The organism is Pseudomonas sp. LBUM1659 (assembly GCF_059716045.1).
Genome location: NZ_CP166797.1, coordinates 5,650,722 through 5,670,641, shown reverse-complemented (window position 1 = coordinate 5,670,641; position 19,920 = coordinate 5,650,722). Strand labels below are relative to the sequence as shown.

The 19,920-nt window shown below is 59.7% G+C and carries 18 protein-coding genes; 4 read left to right on the top strand and 14 right to left on the bottom strand.

What is annotated here, in order from left to right; all coding sequences use genetic code 11:
• Positions 1–57: 57 nt before the first annotated feature.
• The 5 genes from ACA048_RS25865 to leuS all read right to left on the bottom strand — a co-directional run bounded on the left by ACA048_RS25865 (position 58) and on the right by leuS (position 6,248).
• Positions 58–1,380, bottom strand: coding sequence for a lytic murein transglycosylase (locus tag ACA048_RS25865; RefSeq protein WP_497626847.1), 1,323 nt, complete (start codon positions 1,378–1,380; stop codon positions 58–60).
• Positions 1,381–1,441: 61 nt separating this feature from the next.
• A complete protein-coding gene (arfA, locus tag ACA048_RS25860; RefSeq protein WP_007946659.1) occupies positions 1,442–1,606 on the bottom strand; it encodes an alternative ribosome rescue factor ArfA in 165 nt (54 codons plus the stop codon).
• 264 nt (positions 1,607–1,870) lie between these two features.
• The gene (gene holA, locus ACA048_RS25855; RefSeq protein ID WP_497626846.1) at positions 1,871–2,908 is read right to left on the bottom strand and encodes a DNA polymerase III subunit delta; all 1,038 of its coding nucleotides are present in this window, start codon (positions 2,906–2,908) and stop codon (positions 1,871–1,873) included.
• 39 nt (positions 2,909–2,947) lie between these two features.
• On the bottom strand, positions 2,948–3,553 hold the full coding sequence (locus tag ACA048_RS25850) for an LPS-assembly lipoprotein LptE (RefSeq protein WP_497626845.1): 606 nt from the start codon (positions 3,551–3,553) through the stop codon (positions 2,948–2,950).
• Between the two features lie 88 nt (positions 3,554–3,641).
• Complete coding sequence (gene leuS, locus ACA048_RS25845) at positions 3,642–6,248, bottom strand: leucine--tRNA ligase (protein ID WP_497626844.1); 2,607 nt, start codon at positions 6,246–6,248, stop codon at positions 3,642–3,644.
• 279 nt (positions 6,249–6,527) lie between these two features.
• Between leuS and ACA048_RS25840 the strand changes: the two genes are divergently transcribed.
• Positions 6,528–6,848 (top strand): hypothetical protein, encoded by a 321-nt coding sequence (locus ACA048_RS25840; protein ID WP_497626843.1) that lies wholly within the window; start codon positions 6,528–6,530, stop codon positions 6,846–6,848.
• Between the two features lie 114 nt (positions 6,849–6,962).
• Positions 6,963–7,724: a YdcF family protein gene (locus ACA048_RS25835; protein WP_497626842.1), complete on the top strand. Its 762-nt coding sequence runs from the start codon at positions 6,963–6,965 to the stop codon at positions 7,722–7,724.
• A gap of 40 nt (positions 7,725–7,764) precedes the next feature.
• Here the strand turns inward: ACA048_RS25835 and lnt are convergent, their stop codons facing one another.
• The 5 genes from lnt to miaB all read right to left on the bottom strand — a co-directional run bounded on the left by lnt (position 7,765) and on the right by miaB (position 13,169).
• A complete protein-coding gene (gene lnt / locus ACA048_RS25830; protein ID WP_497626841.1) occupies positions 7,765–9,288 on the bottom strand; it encodes an apolipoprotein N-acyltransferase in 1,524 nt (507 codons plus the stop codon).
• Positions 9,289–9,296: 8 nt separating this feature from the next.
• A complete protein-coding gene (locus ACA048_RS25825; protein WP_223521987.1) occupies positions 9,297–10,136 on the bottom strand; it encodes a CorC family transporter in 840 nt (279 codons plus the stop codon).
• A 5-nt stretch (positions 10,137–10,141) separates the two neighbouring features.
• On the bottom strand, positions 10,142–10,636 hold the full coding sequence (ybeY, locus tag ACA048_RS25820) for an rRNA maturation RNase YbeY (protein ID WP_497626840.1): 495 nt from the start codon (positions 10,634–10,636) through the stop codon (positions 10,142–10,144).
• On the bottom strand, positions 10,629–11,633 hold the full coding sequence (locus tag ACA048_RS25815) for a PhoH family protein (RefSeq protein ID WP_497626839.1): 1,005 nt from the start codon (positions 11,631–11,633) through the stop codon (positions 10,629–10,631). The genes ybeY and ACA048_RS25815 overlap by 8 nt, the downstream gene beginning before the upstream one ends.
• 207 nt (positions 11,634–11,840) lie before the next feature.
• Positions 11,841–13,169, bottom strand: a complete 1,329-nt coding sequence (gene miaB / locus ACA048_RS25810; protein ID WP_169372937.1) for a tRNA (N6-isopentenyl adenosine(37)-C2)-methylthiotransferase MiaB — start codon at positions 13,167–13,169, stop codon at positions 11,841–11,843.
• 134 nt (positions 13,170–13,303) lie between these two features.
• Between miaB and ACA048_RS25805 the strand changes: the two genes are divergently transcribed.
• Complete coding sequence (locus ACA048_RS25805; RefSeq protein WP_007894425.1) at positions 13,304–13,633, top strand: DUF1820 family protein; 330 nt, start codon at positions 13,304–13,306, stop codon at positions 13,631–13,633.
• Positions 13,634–13,697: 64 nt separating this feature from the next.
• Here ACA048_RS25805 and ACA048_RS25800 read toward each other — a convergent pair whose 3' ends face one another.
• The 4 genes from ACA048_RS25800 to ACA048_RS25785 form a co-directional block, all read right to left on the bottom strand.
• Positions 13,698–14,252: a tetratricopeptide repeat protein gene (locus tag ACA048_RS25800; RefSeq protein ID WP_497626838.1), complete on the bottom strand. Its 555-nt coding sequence runs from the start codon at positions 14,250–14,252 to the stop codon at positions 13,698–13,700.
• A 224-nt stretch (positions 14,253–14,476) separates the two neighbouring features.
• Positions 14,477–15,760: a glutamate-1-semialdehyde 2,1-aminomutase gene (gene hemL, locus ACA048_RS25795; RefSeq protein WP_150781698.1), complete on the bottom strand. Its 1,284-nt coding sequence runs from the start codon at positions 15,758–15,760 to the stop codon at positions 14,477–14,479.
• A 15-nt stretch (positions 15,761–15,775) separates the two neighbouring features.
• Positions 15,776–16,399: a thiamine phosphate synthase gene (gene thiE, locus ACA048_RS25790; RefSeq protein WP_497626837.1), complete on the bottom strand. Its 624-nt coding sequence runs from the start codon at positions 16,397–16,399 to the stop codon at positions 15,776–15,778.
• A gap of 32 nt (positions 16,400–16,431) precedes the next feature.
• Positions 16,432–17,229 carry a hydroxymethylpyrimidine/phosphomethylpyrimidine kinase gene (locus tag ACA048_RS25785; RefSeq protein ID WP_497626836.1) on the bottom strand — a complete coding sequence of 266 codons (798 nt, stop codon included), beginning with the start codon at positions 17,227–17,229 and terminating at the stop codon, positions 16,432–16,434.
• Positions 17,230–17,555: 326 nt separating this feature from the next.
• Between ACA048_RS25785 and ACA048_RS25780 the strand changes: the two genes are divergently transcribed.
• Positions 17,556–19,919 (top strand): hybrid sensor histidine kinase/response regulator, encoded by a 2,364-nt coding sequence (locus ACA048_RS25780; protein ID WP_497626835.1) that lies wholly within the window; start codon positions 17,556–17,558, stop codon positions 19,917–19,919.
• The last annotated feature ends 1 nt before the right edge of the window (position 19,920 follow it).

The window sequence follows — 19,920 nt, the reverse complement described above, 5'->3', positions numbered from 1 at the left end:
CACATTGGGTCTGTGAACGACACAAAACCTGTGGGAGCGAGCCTGCCCGCGATGCTTTTAGCGGTTACGCAGTCCTTCCAGCAACTTGTGCGTCGGATACCCATCCGCCGGCCAGCCAAACGACTGTTGTGCACTGCGAATCGCCTTGCGCGTGTTGGCGCCAATAATTCCGTCAGGGATGCCCGCGTCGTAGTTCTGGGCACTCAGCAGGCTTTGCAGTTCCAAGCGCTCGGTGCGGCTCAAGGGCAAGTCATCTTTGGGCCAGGCGCCACTGATCAGTCCTGCACCGTCGAAGCGTTCGGACAACAAACTCACGGCCAACGCATAGGACGACGAGTTGTTGTACTTGAGAATCGCGCGGAAGTTGTCGAGGACCAGGAACGCAGGGCCACGATAACCGGCCGGCAGCAACAGGGCAGCGGAGAGGTGTTCCGAGCCTGGCGGAACCTGAGCCCCCGGGGGCAGCGAGACCCCCAGTTGCTGCCACTCGGCGACGCTTTTGCGAATAGTGCCATCGGCCAGAACATAGTTGAAACTGCTTGGCAGTCGTACCTCAAAACCCCACGGCTGGCCTTTCTGCCAGCCGGAGCTTTGCAAGTAGTGCGCAGTCGAGGCCAATGCGTCGGCGGGGTTGTCCCAGATGTCGCGGCGGCCATCACCGTCGAAATCCACGGCGTGGGTGTTGTAAGTGGTCGGGATGAACTGGGTCTGGCCCATGGCGCCGGCCCAGGAACCGAGCATTTTCTCGGGGGTGATGTCGCCTTGTTGCAGGATTTGCAGGGCAGCGATCAGTTGATCGTGCGCAAAGCCCGGGCGCCGGCCTTCGTACGCCAGGGTCGCCAGGGAGTTGATGACCGACTTGCTGCCCTGGAATTGGCCGAAGTTACTCTCCATGCCCCACACCGACACCAGTACCTGGCGGTCGACGCCATAACGCTGTTCGATGCTTTGCAAGATGGCAGCGTTTTCGCGGATCAGCGCTTGGCCTTTACGTACTCGAAGTGGCGAAACGGCGCCATCGAGGTATTCCCACACCGGGCGGGAAAATTCCGGCTGGCTGCGATCGGCACGGATCACGCTGGGGTCGAAGCTGACATCGGCAAAGGCGCGGTCGAACAGATCGGCGCGGATACCGGCGGCCAGCGCGTCTTTGCGGAAACCCGCTTGCCATTCAGCGAACGACTGGGTGGGCTGGATGTCGGGGGTTTCACCCGTCGGCACTGCGGGCGGATTGACCGCAGGAGCTATCGCGACAGGAAGGGTTTTGAGCGGCTGGGCGTCGGCGGCAGTCGGTTTTTCCGCGCAGGCGACAAGCAAAATGAGGCTGGAGGCAGCGATCAGTTGGCGAACGGGCCAACGACGGGAAAGACAAAGGGGCATGCACAGGTCCAGGGCAATCGATTCAAGTGCAGACCTTAACATGTAGAAGGGGTGTTCTGCTTTACGCAGCCAGAAAGTAAGAAGCCTCCCAGCTATTAGACTGGAAGGCTTCGCGGCGGTAGCTACCTTTGCCCTTGCCGGCTCGTTCCTGACGGCTGCGGAACAGTGGCTGGGCGATGATGGATTTGGCCTTGTTGGGGCCATGCGTTGATGGCTTTTTGCTCATGATGATTTCTCGCAAGTGAGTGGATTTTGCGGGGCAAATCATCGGCCGAAGTTGAGGATCTGTCCAGTCCCCGCATTGTGTAGGATCTTTCGGTTTTTTTGCCGTAAGGCAGGTTTTTGTGGCGGGGGGCTTGCCCCCGTTGGGTTGCGAAGCAGCCCCAGAACCGGCTGTCGAGGTACAGCAGGTAAAACGCCGTGATCTGATTTGCGACTGCTGCGCAGCCGAACGGGGCGGTGCGGTGTTCCGACAAGCCCCCTCGCCACTTTACTCGGCGGGCAAGGTAAGGCGCTGACCGGCCATCAACAGCGACAGTCGACTGAGGCTCATCCACGGCGAACCGGCTGCCTGCCCTTTGATCTGTGCGTCGATCCGTTGCGCCTCCAGCAGCAACTGTGCCCAGCGTTGCGCCGAGTAGCGTTGCAGCGCCTTGCTCATCAGCGGCTTGCGCTTGTCCCAGATCGGCGGTCGGGCCGAGCTGAATGCCTTATCCAGCGGCACGCCCTGACTGTATTGCAGCGACAGGTTCGCCAGCAGGCGCAGTTCCCGGGCCAGCGCCCAGAGAATCACCGGTGGTTCGACACCTTCACCGCGCAGCCCTTCCAGCATGCGCAGCGCGTGGGCCGCTTCGCCATTGAGTATGGCATCGGTCAGGCCAAATACGTCGAAACGTGCACTGTCGGCCACGGCAGCCTGTACGGTTTCGACGGTGATCTGCCCACCTTCGGCCATCAATTTGAGCTTTTCGATTTCTTGCGCGGCGGCGAGCAGGTTGCCCTCGACGCGGGCTGCAATCAGTTCGACCGCGTCCTGGCTGGCCGACAAACCGGCCTGAGACAGGCGCTGGCGGATCCAGCTTGGCAACTGGTTGGCATCCACCGGCCAGATCTGCACGAACTGAGTTTGCTGACCTTCGATCAGCGCCTTGCCCCATTTGGTCTTCTGCGCACTGCCGTCGAGCTTGGGCAGGCTGATCAGCAATATCGTGTCTTCGGCCGGGCGCGAGCAGTACTCGATGAACGCTGCGGCGCCTTTGTCGCCGGGTTTGCCGGACGGCAGGCGCAGTTCCAGCAGGCGTTTTTCGGCAAACAGGGACATGCTTGCCCCTGCCTGCAACAACGTTCCCCAGTCGAAACTGGCGTCGGCGGCGAAGACCTGACGTTCGTCGAAGCCCTGTTGGCGCGCGGCCGCGCGAATGGCATCGGCCGCTTCCTGGCACAGCAGCGGGTCATCGCCACTGATGATATAGACCGGCGCGAGGGCACCTTGCAGGTGTTTACCGAGTTGGGCGGGGGCAAGTTTCATAAGAGAGGCCGAACGGGGCGCCGGAACGCCCCGAAAGTCTTACTGCTGCGGGATCTGGACAGGCGACTGGCGCGGAGTATTCGCTTCAGCCTTCTGTGCGGCTTCCAGCGCCTGGGCTTCGGCCTTGGCCTTGGCTTCGGCGGTCTGTTGCAGTTGGTCCAGTTGCGCCGGGGTAATCTGTTGCAGACGCAGCATCATGCGTTGAACCAGCTCGCGACGGCTTTCGTTGCGGACGCCGCTCGCTTCCTGGTCCGAACCCAACAGGTTGTTGCCGTCTTGAACGTAGGTCTTCTGCACTTCGAGCTTGTCGCTCATCAGCGGCAGGTTATGTGCCCCACGAATGTCGTAGTTCAACACGGTGATCAGTTCATATTCGCCGGTACCGCCACCGCCTGTGTAGCTGAGGGTGCGCCGGTTGTCTTGCTCATTGGTCAGCACCAGTTTGTAAGGTGCGCCGGCGTAGACCTTGACGCCACTGCCTTCCAGCGCCTGACGCAGTAGCACCACGGTTTCGCCGTAGGCGTTGCGGGCGCTCAGGTCGATTTCGGTGATCGCCAGTTCGGTGGTGCCGGTGCCGCGCAGCTGGAAACCGCAGGCGCTCAACAGGACCGCAAGGCCCATCACCAGCAGATTGCGTTTGATCATTTTGTTGCTCCCCTTGAAACCATGTGGGCCGATCTGGCGGCCCGTAAGGTTTTACTCGGCGCCGGGCATGACCCGGCGCCTGGTCCAATTAGCTGGCGACGATATTGACCAGTTTCCCGGGCACCACGATCACTTTGCGAATAGTCAGGCCGTCGACAAAGCGCAGCACGTTTTCGTTGGCCCGTGCGGCGGCTTCGACTTCTTCACGTGTCGCGCTGGCCGGCATTTCGATCTGGCCGCGCAGCTTGCCGTTGACCTGGATCACCAGTGTCAGGCTGTCCTGCACCAGCGCGCTGTCGTCCAGCACTGGCCAACCGGCGTCGATCACAGGATCAGCGTGACCCAGTTGATTCCACAGCTCGTGGCAGATGTGCGGGGTGATCGGGGCCAGCAGCAGCGTCACGGCTTCCAGACCTTCGTGAACCAGCGCGCGATCCTGCTCGGTACCTTGCGCGGCTTTTTCCAGCACGTTCATCAGCGTCATCACCTGGGCGATGGCGGTGTTGAATTTGTGGTTCTGGCCGACGTCGTGGCTGGCCTGCTTGATGGCCTGGTGGATCGAACGGCGAATGGCTTTCTGCTCGTCGTTCAGGCTGGCGACGTCCAGTTTGCCCGGCAGGCCCTGAGTGACGTGCGCTTGAGCCAGGCGCCAGACGCGCTTGAGGAAGCGGTGCGAACCTTCTACGCCGGAGTCGGACCATTCCGCGCTCATGTCAGGCGGGGAGGCGAACATCATGAACAGGCGGCAGGTGTCTGCGCCGAACTGGTCAATCATCGACTGTGGGTCAACGCCGTTGTTTTTTGATTTGGCCATCTTCTCGGTGCCACCGATTTCCACCGGCAGGCCGTCTGCGATCAGCTTGGCGCTAATGACCTTGGCCTTGCTGTCGCGTTCGAGTTCGACGTCCGCCGGGTTGAACCACGTGTAGGCACCGTTGGCTTCGCGGCGATAGTAGGTCTCGGCGATCACCATGCCTTGGGTCAGCAGGTTCTTGAACGGCTCGTTGGAGCTCACCAGGCCTTCGTCGCGCATCAGCTTGTGGAAGAAGCGCGCATAGAGCAGGTGAAGAATTGCGTGTTCGATGCCGCCAATGTACTGATCCACCGGCAACCAATGGTCGGCCGCGGATTTTTCCACCAGGCCGCCTGCATAGTGTGGCGAGGCGTAACGGGCGTAGTACCACGAGGACTCGACGAAGGTGTCCATGGTGTCGGTTTCACGCTTGGCAGGCTGGCCGCATTTCGGGCAGCTGCACTCGTAGAACTCGGGCATGCGTGCAAGTGGCGAACCGGCACCATCGGGTACGACGTCTTCCGGCAGCACGACAGGCAGTTGATCTTCCGGCACCGGCACATCACCGCAGGTATCGCAGTGGATGATCGGGATCGGGCAACCCCAATAGCGCTGGCGGCTGATGCCCCAGTCGCGCAGGCGGAACTGGGTGCGCGAAGCACCGAGGTTTTTCTTGATCAGCGCGACTTCAATCGCATCGAATGCGCCTGCGAAATCGAGCCCGTCGAACTCGCCGGAATTGATCAGCGTGCCGTGCTCGCCATAAGCGTCCTGCCATGGCGTTGGGTTGGTGTCGCCTGCGCTTGTACGCACCACGGACTTGATCGGCAGGTTGTACTTGGTGGCGAACTCGAAATCACGTTCGTCGTGAGCCGGGACGGCCATGACCGCGCCATCGCCGTAGTGCATCAGCACATAGTTGGCGACCCACACCGGCAACTTCTCGCCGGTCAGCGGATGCTCGACGAACAGCGAGGTCGGCAGGCCTTTTTTCTCTTGAGTGGCGACGTCGGCTTCAGCGACGCTGCCGCCCTTGCATTCAGCGATGAATGCTTGCAGCTCAGGATTATTCTGCGCGGCCAGGGTGGCCAAAGGGTGTTCGGCGGCCACGGCAACGTAGGTTGCGCCCATCAAGGTGTCCGGACGGGTGGTGAAGACTTTCAGCGCGCCCGTTTCGCCGATGGAGTCGACGTTGTACGGGAACTGCACTTCCATGCCGCGGGATTTGCCGATCCAGTTGCGCTGCATGGTCTTGACCTGTTCAGGCCAGCCCGGCAAGTCGTCGAGGCTCGTCAGCAGCTCATCCGCGTACGCGGTGATCTTGAAGTAGTACATCGGGATTTCGCGCTTTTCGATCAGCGCGCCGGAACGCCAGCCGCGACCGTCGATCACCTGTTCGTTGGCCAGAACGGTCTGATCGACCGGGTCCCAGTTCACGGTGCCGCTTTTCTTGTAGATCACACCTTTTTCGAACAAGCGAGTGAACAGCCATTGTTCCCAGCGGTAGTAATCAGGCTTGCAGGTGGTGACTTCGCGGGACCAGTCCACCGCGAGGCCCAGGCTGCGCAGCTGGGTTTTCATGTAGGCGATGTTTTCGTAGGTCCACTTGGCGGGCGCTACGTTGTTCTTCATCGCGGCGTTTTCCGCCGGCATGCCGAAGGCGTCCCAACCCATGGGTTGCAGAACGTTCTTGCCTTGCATGCGCTGATAGCGGGAGATCACGTCGCCGATGGTGTAGTTACGCACGTGCCCCATGTGTAGCTTGCCGCTGGGGTAAGGGAACATCGACAGGCAGTAGAACGTCTCCTTGCCTGGCTGTTCACTGACTTCAAAGGACTTTTGCTCATCCCAGAATGACTGGGCGGCGGCTTCGATTTCACGGGGCTGATATTGTTCGTGCATGGCTACTTTTGAACTGAATAGGGGTGGCCTAATCCTCTTCAATGCAACGCTGGGCGGTGATCACGCCAAATCGGCGTTTTGGTGCCCAGACGAGCTGGAAGTGGAGTTACAGGAAGCGCCGTAGCATACATGACCGCACTCTACCGAGGGAAACCCTGATTACTGTCGCGCGTCTTGTAAAAAACGCTGCGAGGGCCGTTGGTCGCAGCGCTCAGCCGGTTTGTTCATGGAAGCTAAGCTCTAAATGGGGAGCGAGTCATATCTTCAATGAGGTGAGGGATGGTTGAGTCACGGCAAAAAGCTACAAAACCGGAGCTGTACGAAAGACTGATTGATCGTCTGGGAATGGCTCTGGACGTTGCAAAAACTGCTGGTCGGCTACGCGATGAGCGTCCCCTTGAGCTGGAACTGCGTGGTCTTAGTCCCGCAGAGTTTGAATTGGTCAAAGCCTATCTGGATCGCAGTGAACGGGAAACACGTGGATGCTTGTCAGCAGCAGTGCAGCAACTCGACGCACCACGTTCGGCCAAAATCATCTGGCTCAAGGATAAAGTACCTGACAGGGATGCGGTAAAGGTCCGGTCTCTGCAATTCAAGTAAGGGTGCGTGAGCTATTGGCCCCTTCTTTTGACTCATTCCAAAGCGTAGTCCTTCCGTATTTGTTGTCGCTTTGCGTCAACCCACTTAGGCTTCGGGCATCTCTGGAGATGCTCGATGCCTTTTCGATATTTCGTGAAACAACTTCTGTTGCCGCCCGGCCTTCTTTTGCTGTTGCTGGTTCTTGCGTGGTGGTTGCGCCGCTCAAGGCCAAGGCTTGCGGGTGTGTGCTTTGTCTTGGGTTGCGGGGGCTTCTGGCTGATGAGTTTGCCCGCGGTGGTGCAGTGGAGCGCTAAAGCGCTTGAGCGCGAACCACCGCTGGCACGCGACGAGTGGGCGACGCTGGATCAGCGCGCGGACGCCATCGTGGTGTTGGGTTCCGGGCGTGAACGCGGCGACCTGGCTTGGGGCGCCGACCAGCCGACTGGCGTGGGGTTGGAGCGCGAGCGCTATGCGGCGCGTCTGGCCAAGGCTTCTGGTTTGCCGGTTCTGACCAGCGGTGGTCTGCACTACGGCACGCCACCCACCGAAGCGAAGTTGATGGCGGACTCGCTGCTCGATGATTTCGGCGTGACGGTACGCTGGCAGGAAGGGCGCAGCCGTACGACGTGGGAGAACGCACAGTTCAGTGCCGAAGTGTTATTGCCTCAGGGCATCAAACGGGTCGTGGTCGTGACTCAGGCCTGGCACATGCCGCGGTCTGTCTGGAGTTTCCAGAAGGCAGGATTTGAAGTAGTGCCCGCGCCGGTAGGGTTTTTAGGCGTGGACAATGCCCGACCGCTGGGCGGCTGGATGCCGGAATTCAAATCGATCTGGCAATCCGGGCAATTGCTGAATGAGGCGGTGGGGCAGATCGGGTATTCGCTTTTCTACCGATGATCGTTCCCACGCTCCGCGTGGGAACGATCAGGTGTGGGGGTCAGACGGTCTTGGCCATCCGGCTGGCAATCAACGCCCAGCCAAACAACAGCACGCAAACAATGATCAGCGGCCAAGAGCGCCATTGCAGGTAAGGCGTCAGGTTGTGCATCGGCACGACTTCGCCGTACAGGATGCCGCGTTCGAACTGCGGGATCTGCGCAGTAATTTGCCCAAACGGGTTAATCAGCCCGGACACGCCATTGTTGGTGGCGCGGATCATCCAGCGGCCCGCCTCAAGCGCACGCATCTGCGCCATCTGCAAATGTTGCAGAGGGCCGATGGAGGTGCCGAACCAGGTGTCATTGCTGATGGTCAGCAGCAAGTCACTGCGGGCCGCGAGGCTGGCGGCGAATTCCGGGTAGACCACTTCGTAGCAGATGAATGGCGCAATCTGATAACCCTTGGCCTGCAACATTGGCTGATCGGCCGGTCCACGAGCGAAATCGGACATGGGCAGGTCGAAGAACGCGATCAGCCCGCGCAGCACATCCTGCAACGGCACGTATTCACCGAACGGCACCAGTTTCTGCTTGAGGTAGGTGCCATCGCCTTCGCCGACGACAGTAATGCCGTTGAAGAAGCGTTTCTCGTGACGCACTTCCTGACGGATCGGTACGCCGGTAATCAGCGCCGAATTACGCTCCGCGGCGAAGTTGCCCATCATGTTCAGGTAGCCCTCTGCGGACGACTTGAGCACCGGTACAGCGGTTTCCGGCCAGATCAGCAGGTCGACGCGTTTGGAGCTGAAGCTCATGTCGCGGTACAGCTCCAGTTGCGCGTTGAGCTGCGCCGGGTCCCACTTCATGCTTTGTTCGATGTTGCCCTGAATCGCCGCAACGCTGAGCGGTGGGCCCGCCGGGCTGGTCCAGGCATGTTCTTTCAAGGCCAAGCCGGCCACCCACGGGCCGATAAGCAGCAACGCGCCTGCGGCGATAAACCCTTTACGCCCGGTGCGCACCAGACGCAACGCGTTGTAGATCAGTGCAGCCGTCAGGGCGAGGGTGAAGGAAATCAGCCACATCCCGCCCAAAGGCGCGAGCCCGGACAATGGACCGTTGAGCTGACTGTAGCCGGAGTAGAGCCACGGGAAACCGGTGAGGAACCAGCCGCGAAACGCTTCCTGGCCGACCCACAACGCGGCAAACGCCAAGGCATCCGCCAGTGGCGCTTCATTGCGACGCAACCAGCGCGCCCAAATCCAGGCAGGCAGGGCGAAGAACCAGGCAATCGCGGCCGTGAATGCCAGCATCAATAACCCCGCCAGCAACACCGAAGCGCCACCGAAGTTGTGAATGCTGTAGTAGATCCAACTGGTGCCGGCGCCAAACAGACCAAAGCCGAAACACCAGCCACGGCCCAGGGCCTGACGTGGGCTCAGTTCACGCAAACCAGCGTAAAAGAAACCGACCGCCAGCAATGCCAACGGCCAGATATCGAATGGCGCCAAGGCCAGAGTGGTGAGTGCACCGGCCGCCACGGCCAGCAGGTTACCGGGCCAGCCGGGGCGGGTTACGCGGAGCATGTCAATCCTTAACGGGCAATTGGAGTCAGGCGCAGCAAGTGAATTCGACGGCTGTCGGCGTTCAGAATGCGGAAGCGATAAGGACCGATTTCAGTGATTTCGTTGCGTTTTGGCAAGTGCCCGAACGCGCTCATCACCAGGCCGCCGACGGTGTCAAACTCGTCGTCGGAGAATTCGCTGTCGAAAAACTCGTTGAAGTTTTCGATCGGCGTCAGCGCCTTGATCAGGAAGTCACCGCTAGGCAGCGGCTTGATGTAGCTGTCTTCCTCGACGTCGTGCTCGTCTTCGATATCGCCGACGATTTGTTCCAGCACGTCTTCGATGGTCACCAGGCCCGCCACGCCGCCGTACTCGTCAATGACGATGGCCATGTGGTTGTGGTTGGCGCGAAATTCGCGCAGCAGCACATTCAGGCGCTTGGACTCGGGCACGAAAGTGGCCGGGCGCAGCAGATCCTTGATGTTGAAGCGGTCGCCATTCTCCTTGAGGATCAACGGCAGCAAGTCCTTGGCCAGCAACACACCCATCACGTCATCGTGGCTTTCGCCGATGACCGGGTAGCGGGAGTGGGCCGAGTCAACCACGGCGGGCAGGAACTCGCGAGGGGTCTGGGTCGCCTTGATGCTGACCATTTGCGAGCGCGGGACCATGATGTCCCGTACTTGCAGGTCCGCAACCTGGATCGCGCCTTCGACGATGGCCAGCGCTTCGCTGTCCAACAGTTTGTTCTGGTGTGCATCGCGCAGGAGCTCCAGCAGCTCCTGACGATTTTTCGGCTCGTGGGCAAAAGCCTGGGTGAGCTTACCCAGCCAAGACTTCTGCCCGTTGCTCGATCGATCTTCGCTCATAGCGATTACTCTGAATCCTTTGTTGTAACGATAGGGGATGTTTCGGTTTCGTCGTCCGCGTACGGGTCCGGATAGCCCAATTCTGCAAGCAACGTTCGTTCCAGTGCTTCCATTTCTTCGGCTTCGTCGTCATCTATATGGTCGTAACCCAGCAGATGCAAGCAGCCGTGAATGACCAGATGTGCCCAATGGGCCTTCAGTTCCTTGCCTTGTTCGGCCGCTTCGCGCTCAACCACGGCCACGCAGATCACCAGATCGCCCAGCAGCGGGATATCCAGAAACTCATCAGGCACATCGGCGGGGAACGACAGAACGTTAGTGGCGTAATCCTTTTGCCGCCAGGTGTGATTCAGTTCGCGGCCTTCTGCTTCGTCGACCAGGCGAATGGTCATCTCCGAATAGGCAGTGCGCTGGCGCAGGGCCAGTTCGCACCATTGGCGGAACTCGGCTTCAGTGGGGGCGGACGCTTGTGTCGCCAGTTGCAGATCAAGCTCAAGCATCGCGGCGGTTGTCCTTGGGGGCTTCTTCGGCCGCGCGGTTCTCGAAGCGCTCGTAGGCTTCAACGATGCGCTGCACCAGTGGATGGCGCACAACGTCCTTGGGCTTGAAATGGGTGAAGCTGATGCCCGGCACGTCTTTGAGCACCTCGATCACATGGTGCAGCCCTGACTTGGTGCCTTTCGGCAAGTCGACCTGGGTAATGTCACCGGTGATGACCGCGGTGGAGCCAAAGCCGATACGGGTCAGGAACATCTTCATCTGCTCGACCGTGGTGTTCTGGCTTTCGTCGAGGATGATGAAACTGTTGTTCAGCGTGCGACCGCGCATGTAAGCCAGCGGCGCAACTTCGATGACCTGGCGCTCGATCAGCTTGGCGACGTGTTCGAAGCCGAGCATTTCGTAGAGGGCGTCGTAGAGCGGGCGCAAGTAAGGGTCGATCTTCTGCGACAAGTCGCCGGGCAGGAAGCCGAGCTTCTCGCCAGCTTCAACCGCCGGGCGCACCAGCAGGATGCGGCGAATCTGCTCACGCTCCAGCGCATCTACCGCGCAGGCAACGGCCAGATAGGTCTTGCCGGTACCGGCAGGGCCGATGCCGAAGTTGATGTCGTTGCCGAGAATTTCCTTTACGTAACGCAGCTGATTCAAGCCGCGAGGGCGAATCATGCCTTTTTTGGTGCGCAATGCTACGGAGGGTTCGGAAGGGGAGACGTTGTCCAGCTCTTCGACGGCCGATTCCTGCAGGAACAGGTGAACCATGTCCGGCGACAGCTCGGTACCCTTGGTTTCCCGGTACAGACGGCGCAGGAGGTTTTCCGCGGAGGTGGTGTGTTTAGGCTCGCCGATCAATTCGAACTGGTTTCCGCGGTTGCGGATCTCAATGGTCAGGCGCTGTTCGATCAAGCGCAAATGCTCGTCGAATTGCCCGCACAGATTGGCGAAGCGTCGAGCCTCAAAGGGCTCGAGGATGAAACGATGTGGTTCTATGGGTGCGTTCAAGGTCGTATTTAGCCGCCCTGGGGCAATTAAGATGAAATCAAGGATAACGCCAGTGGGCTGGGTGCGAAAGCTCTTAAATATCCCAACCTCAAACACCATCCCTGTAGGAGCCGAGCTTGCTCGCGATGGCTGCCTGGCATTCAACATGATTGTCGTCTGACCTGGCGTCATCGCGAGCAAGCTCGGCTTCTACAGTGATGTGTGGTGTTATTGAATGAGCGAGCCCCGCAGCGAGTGCGGTTGTGCGGCATCGATGTGCACGTCGGCGAACTGGCCAATCAAGGTCGGATTGTCGCAGCGGAAGTTGACGATACGATTATTCTCGGTCCGCCCTTGCAGCTCGCCGGGGTCTTTTTTCGAGTAGTCGGTGACCAGAATCCGCTGGATCGAGCCGACCATTTGTCGGCTGATCTCGAAACCTTGCTGGTTCAAACGATGTTGCAGGGCGTTCAGGCGTTCTTTCTTCAACGCTTCCGGTGTCTCGTCGGCCAGATCGGCAGCCGGAGTGCCGGGGCGCTGGCTGTAGACGAATGAATAGGAAAAGTCGAAGCCGACGTCTTCGATCAACTTCATGGTCTGCTCGAAGTCTTTCTCGGTTTCGCCCGGGAAGCCGACGATAAAGTCCGAACTGATGCAGATGCCCGGCACGGCGGCCCGCAATTTGCGCAGTTTGGATTTGTATTCCAGCGCAGTGTGGTTGCGTTTCATTGCCGAGAGAATCCGGTCCGAACCCGACTGCACCGGCAAGTGCAGGTGTTTCACCAGTTCCGGCACATCGGCGTGGGCCTGGATCAGGCTGTCGGAGAATTCCAGCGGGTGCGAGGTGGTATAGCGAATCCGGTCGATGCCATCGACAGCGGCCACAACGCGGATCAGTTCGGCCAGATCAGCCAAGCGCCCGTCGTGCGTAGTGCCGCGATAACCGTTGACGTTCTGACCCAGCAGCGTCACTTCGCGCACGCCGTTTTCGGCCAGGTGAATGATCTCGGCAATTACGTCGTCGAACGGGCGGCTGACTTCTTCGCCACGGGTGTAGGGCACCACGCAGAAGGTGCAGTACTTGCTGCAACCTTCCATGACCGACACGTACGCGCTCGGGCCATCAATGCGCGGCTCGGGCAAATGGTCGAACTTTTCAATTTCCGGGAACGAGACGTCGACTTGCGGCAGCTTGGTGGCGCGTGCGGCGTCGATCATTTCCGGCAGACGGTGCAGGGTTTGCGGGCCGAAGACCACGTCGACATACGGCGCGCGATCACGAATGGCGGCGCCTTCCTGGCTGGCCACGCAACCGCCGACGGCGATCACCATGTCCGGGTTGGCGAGTTTCAGTTCACGCCAGCGGCCGAGCTGGGAGTACACCCGGTCCTGGGCGCGCTCGCGAATCGAACAGGTGTTGAGCAGGATCACGTCGGCGTCTTCAGCGCGAGCAGTGACTTCCAGGGCCTGGTGTTCACCCAGCAAGTCGACCATGCGCGAGCTGTCGTACTCGTTCATCTGGCAACCGTGGGTTTCGATGTAAAGCTTCTTGGCCATGGATACAGTCATCACGTGATTCAAAGAACCGCGCATTATAGGGAACATGTCCCAAGGTTCCTACCGTTGTGCGTCCGGTGGCTATGCTATAGTTCGCGCCCTCATTTTCATCCCAAATGTGTTGCTCGCCCACCATGACCAAACGTGAAGCTCCAATCTACAAGGTGATTTTCCTCAACCAGGGCCAGGTGTACGAAATGTATGCCAAGCAGATCTATCAAAGTGATCTGTGGGGCTTTCTGGAAGTGGAAGAGTTCGTCTTTGGCGAGCGCACGCAAGTGGTCGTCGATCCGAGCGAAGAAAAGCTCAAGGCTCAGTTTGAAGGCGTGGTGCGCAGTTTTGTGCCGATGCATTCGATTGTGCGCATCGACGAGGTAGAGCGTCTGGGCACACCGAAAATCAGCGAAGCCCGTGGCGCGGTCGGCAATGTCATGCCGTTTCCGATGCCGATGCCTGAGAAGTAAGATTTAAAACCGAGTTGCCCCATTCGACTTGCTCGCGAAGGGGCCAGAAAGTTCGACGCAGAAATCAGGGTAACGGTGCAAAAGGCGTTCGCCCATCCGCACTCTGCAATTCCATCAGGTATTTACGAAAGATTTGCCCCAGCACCTGAGTCGCCACTTCCAGCTCTTCGCGCGGCATTTTCTCGGCGACTTCGTCAGCCGTGTCCAGTGCATCTTCCGCACCATTGACCGCCGCCATCTTCAGTACGATGTATGCCTGAATGTTGTTGGCCGGTACGCCTTCGCCGTGGAAAAACATGGTGCCCAGTTTGAACTGCGCCTGGGCATGGCCTTGCAGCGAGGCTTTCTCGAAATAACTGAGGGCTTGATTGAGGTCGCGCGGCGTGTTTTTGCCGTTGTAGTAGAACTCACCCAACTCGTATTGCGCTTGCGCATCCCCTTCATCCGACGCTTTCTGGCAGGCGGCAAGCGCTTGCGTCAGGTCTTGCGGCTGAGTATTGAGGGTGCAGCGACCCATCGCTGGGATTAACAACGAGTTGCCGCCTGCTTGTGCGAGCGCGAGCAGGGGCTGAAGGAGCAACAGGCAGCCCAATGAAAGGGCGCGGCCGGTGCGGTTCATGAGAATCGACTTACCTCTGAAGGGCGCGCGGACCCATCGAGGGATCCAATAAGCGCGCATTATGAAATAAGCAGGGCCAACCTTACAAAGTCTTTACTCGTTTTTCTGCTGCGCGGGGAATATATCGCCCAATTTGCGGGAGATTATTAGCAGTAGCGTAGGAAGAACGGTGCGGATGTAGGTAAAAGCTGACGCTGGCAGTCGCCAACGTCAGCGGCAAAGCGTTATTTCAATGCGGCGAATGCACGCTCGGCGGCATCCAGCGTCAGTTTCAACTCGGCTTCGCCATGGGCGATCGAGGTGAAGCCGGCTTCGAAAGCGCTCGGCGCCAGGTACACACCGCCTTCGAGCATCAAGTGGAAGAAGCGACCGAACAGGGCCGCGTCGCTGGCCATCACGTCATCGAAGGTCACGATGTCGTCAGCGCCACTGAAGTACAGACCGAACATGCCACCGGCCTGCGTGGTCACGAATGGAATGCCCGCGGCGTCGGCGCGCTGTTGCAGGCCGTCGAGCAGGCGGCTGGTGTAGTCGCTCAGCTCGGCATGGAAGCCCGGGCGGCTGATCAGGCGCAGGGTGGTCAGGCCGGCGGCCATGGCCAGCGGGTTACCCGACAACGTGCCCGCCTGGTACACCGGGCCCAGTGGCGCGATGTGCGACATGATTTCGCGTTTGCCGCCGAAGCAGCCGACTGGCATACCGCCGCCGATGATCTTGCCAAACGTGCTCAGGTCCGGCGTCACGCCGAAGTGTGCTTGGGCACCGCCAAGGGCAACGCGGAAACCGGTCATCACTTCGTCGAAAATCAGTACCACGCCATGCTTGTCGCACAGGGTCCGCAGGCCTTCGAGGAAGCCCGGCGCTGGCGGTACGCAGTTCATGTTGCCGGCAACCGGCTCGACGATGATACACGCCACGTCCTGGCCGACTTCGGCGAGCATGGTTTCCACCGCGTCGATGTCATTGAACGGCAAGGTCAGGGTGTGTTTGGCGAAGTCCGCCGGCACGCCGGCCGAGCTCGGTACGCCTTGGGTCAATGCGCCGGAACCGGCCTTGACCAGCAGGCTGTCGGAGTGACCGTGGTAGCAGCCTTCGAACTTGATGATGTTGTCGCGGCCAGTGAAACCACGGGCCAGGCGGATTGCGCTCATGGTCGCTTCAGTGCCGGAGCTGACCATGCGCACCATTTCCATCGACGGCACGATCGAGCAGACCAGGTCGGCCATCTCGGTTTCCATCGCGGTCGGGGCGCCGTAGGACAACCCGTGTTCCAGCTGTTTACGCACCGCGTCGAGCACGTCCGGATGGCTGTGGCCGAGGATCATCGGACCCCAGGAACCCACGTAATCGACATAACGCTTGTCGTCTTCGTCGGTGACGTAGGCGCCTTCAGCGTGTTTGAAAAACAGCGGGGTGCCACCCACGCTTTTGAACGCGCGAACAGGCGAGTTCACGCCCCCGGGAATGTGTTTCTGGGCATTGGCAAACAGGGTTTCGGAACGAGACATGGTCGGGCTCTCAAATCAGATTTTAAGTAATTCATTAAAGGCGCGGGCGCGGCGTGTCACTTCAGCCGGGCTCTCGGCGCCAAACAGGCCGTGGACGACTGCCAGCAGATCAATCCCATGGGCCACCAGTGGCGCGGCGTTTTCCAGGGTGATGCCACCAATCGCGCAAATCGGCAGGTGCAGTGTGCGGCGTGCCTGGTCGAGCAGTTCCAGGCTGCAAGTGGGGGCGCCGGGTTTGGTGTTGGAGTTGAAGAAACGACCGAAGGCGACATAACTGGCACCTTCCTTCGCGGCTTGTTCGGCGAGTTCGAGTTGCGCGTGGCAGGTCGAACCGATGATGGCTTTGGAGCCGAGCAGAGCGCGGGTCGGCGACAACGGACCATCGGTCTGGCCCAGGTGCACGCCGACGTTCAGACGTGCGGCCAGTTCGGCATCGTCATTGATGATCAGCTGGGTTTTATAGCGGTCGCACAGATCGCGCAAGGCTTCGGCCTCACGCAGGCGTCGGGCCTCGTCGCTGCTCTTGTCGCGGTACTGCAGCAGGGTGACGCCGCCTTCCAGCGCCGCCTCCACGTACTCAAGTAGTTTACCGGCCAGCAATTGGCGGTCGGTAATAGCGTACAGGCCACGTAGTTTCATCGAACAAGCCTCACCGCATGACAAATAGAAAGTTACGAACAGAAATCCAGCGGCAGGCGGCGCGGCACGAACTGGCCTTTGCCCAATTGCTCCGCATCACGCAGGGTTCGCCATGTGTAGTTAAGCGCGGTCTGCACGGCGCTGGCGAGGTTTTCTCCCTGGGCCAGACGACCGGCCAGGGCGCTGGCCAATGTGCAACCGGAACCGTGATAACTGCCGGGCAAGCGCTGGCAAGTGAAGGTCGCGCGGTGGCCGTCGCGGCTGTACAGGCGATTGTGGATTTCGTGTTCGTCGCCATGGCCACCGGTGATCAGCAGGTGTTTGACGAATGGCAGCAGTTTTTCGGCGCACTCGTCGGCGGTGCCTTCGGGCAGTTCGGCGAGGATGCGGGCTTCGGGAAGGTTGGGGGTGGCAATGATCGAAAGTGGCAGCAGGCGTTCGCGCATGGCATAGCCGACTTCGTCCTTTCCCAGTCGTCCGCCACCGCCGGCGCGTAGCACCGGGTCGCAGACCACTGGCAGGTGCGGGTGCGCCGAGAGCAGTTCGACTACCGTGTCGACCATCTCCAGGGAACCGAGCATGCCCAGTTTGACCGCGGCGACTTCGGAGTCGTTGAGTACGGCATTGGCCTGGGCCAACACCCACTCACGGTCGAGGACGCGAAAGTCAGTGACGTTGACCGTGTCTTGCACGGTCAGGGCGGTGACGGCCGGGGCCGCATGACAACCCTGAGCGAGCAGGGCTTCGATATCTGCCTGCAAGCCGGCGCCACCACTTGGGTCGTGGCCGGAGAGACAGAGGACAACGGGGCGAGAGCTGTAGATATTCATGGTGCGCGAGCTTACCACCAGTCGACCGGTGAGTCATGAGACGGACTGTGTAGCAACTGGCGAAGCCTGCGTCCGGCTGTTACAGGAATGCGGTAGGCAGCAGCGTCATTCTCTCGCTCTGACCGGGCAAACAGCTCTATATCAATGGTTGCGGCTGTAACGCCCGTTCTAGAGCCTTTGCTGTAAATATTTCAATGGTGTTCAATGGCCATCAACGGCTATGCTAGAGTGGATCCAAACCAATAACAGGTAATGCCGGTTTTACGTCTACTCAAAAGGAATGAGGGGCTTCCTGAGATAACCGGACAGGCCACGCTGGGGCTTAAATGCGCTATTTGCTGATGTTGCTGCTTTGCTTGCCCCTCATGGCGAGCGCCGTCGAGTTCGACGAGTTCACTCAAAGCCTGCCTTTGGGCCAAAGCCTGCAAGTGTTCGAAGACGCGGGCGGTCAGGCGACCATCGCCGATGTCCGTACGCAAGCCGCAGCCGGAAACTTTAAAACCCACGACAAAGCGACGCTCAACGCGGGCTATTCGCGTTCGGCGTTCTGGCTGAAAATTGATCTGCACTACCGACCGACCAACCCGGCAGCGCAACGCACCTGGCTGCTCGAACTGGCCTATCCGCCCCTTGATCACCTTGATCTGTACTTGCCCGATGCTACCGGCAGCTATCAATTGGTGCGGCAGACCGGCGATGCCTTGCCGTTTGCCACGCGCGAGATCCGCCAGAACAACTTCCTGTTCGATTTGAATTTCACGCCTGACCAGGCACAAACGGTGTACCTGCGCCTGCAAAGTGAAGGCTCGATCCAGGCGCCGGTCACCTTATGGTCGAGCACCGCTTTCCTCGAAGAACAGCCGGTCCGGCTTTATGTGTTGGGGCTGATCTATGGCGTGTTGTTGGGGATGCTGGTTTACAACTTGTTCATCTACCTCAGCGTGCGCGACACCAGCTACCTCTATTACATCTTCTATATCGCCTCATTCGGGTTGTATCAGCTGTCAGTCAACGGCGCGGCCGTGCAGTATTTCTGGCCGAATAACCCGTGGTGGGCCAACGCAGCAACACCGTTCTTCATCGGTTGCGCCGGGCTGTTCGGCAGCCAGTTCGCCCGTAGCTTCTTGCAGACAGGGTCTTACGGGCGCTGGCTCGATCGCTTGCTGCTGGCATTGATTGCATTCGGCGCGGTGGTGATCGGGCTGTCATTGATGGCCAGTTATGCCCTGGCCTTGCGCCTGGCCACTGCGTTGGCCTTGACCTTCACGGTGGTGATTTTCGCCGCCGGGTTGTGTGCCTGGTTGCGTGGCTTGCGTGTGGCGCGGTATTTCATCATTGCCTGGTCGGCTTTTTTGCTCGGGGGCATCGTCAACACGCTGATGGTGCTGGGTTACCTGCCCAACGTGTTCCTGACCATGTATTCGAGCCAGATCGGCTCAGCGATCGAAGTCGCCTTGCTGTCGCTGGCCCTGGCTGATCGAATCAATGCCATGCGCGAGCAGCAAGCGCAAACGCTGTTCGATGCGGGTCAAAAACTCGAAGTGCTGAACCAGCAACTGGCTCACAGTAACAAGCTCAAAGATGAGTTCCTCGCGACCCTGACCCACGAATTGCGCACCCCCATGAACGGTGTGATCGGTTCGCTGGAATTGATGCAGACCGTCGAGATGGACCCTGAGCTGGAGCAATACCAGCAAACCGCCGCCGGTTCGGCGCGGGATATGATGCGCATGGTCAATGGCATCCTGACCTTGACCGAATTGCAGGCCGGCAAGCTCAAGGCCTCCCCGGCAGCGTTCAGCTTGCGGGGCGTGGTCGATGCCTTGCGTGCGCAGTTCGAGGGCAACGCATCGAGCAAATCGCTGGACTTCAAAGTTGACGTAACCCCGGGGCTGCCGGATCGCTTGCACGGTGACAGCGCCAAACTCACGCAATGCCTGGAATGCCTGCTGGACAACGCGATCAAGTTCACTCGGGTCGGTGGGCTGGCGCTGCGGGTGACGGGCAAGACGGTGGAAAACGGTCGGTTGTCGTTGTCGTTTGCGGTGATCGACACGGGTATCGGCTTCACCGATCTGGGGGAGGCGACGATGTATCAGCGTTTTTTCCAGCTCGACGGTTCAATGACTCGCGAATACGGCGGTTTGGGCGTGGGGCTGGCGATTTGTCGGCAACTGGTCGAACTGCTCGGTGGTCGCCTGACGCACCGTTCCGAGCCGGGCAGTGGCAGCCGCTTCCAGCTTGATGTCGACTTTGAAGTGCCGGTTGTAGAGCGACCGCCCGTACCGTTGATGGGCGACAATTTTGCGCGTATGCGCTTGCCGCAGGATTGCAGTGTGTTGCTGGTGGATGACAACAGCGTCAATCAGTTAGTGATGCGCGGCATGTTGCTCAAACTCGGGTTCCGGGTGCGTTCCACTGATAACGGCCTGACTGCGCTCGATCAATTGCAGCGTGAAACCTTTGATGCGGTGCTGGTCGATGGTCAGTTGCTACCTCAAGACGGCATCTCCCTGTGCTGCCGGATCCGCGCGTTGCCGGGTTGCGCCGAATTGCCGGTGTTCGTGGTGGCTCTGAGTGCTGATCGTGAACATTGCCCGACCGGCGACTTGATCGATTACTTGAGCAAACCGGTGAAATTCGAAGATTTGCAGGCTGCGCTCTTTCGTCGGGTGTTGTGCCCAGGCTAGG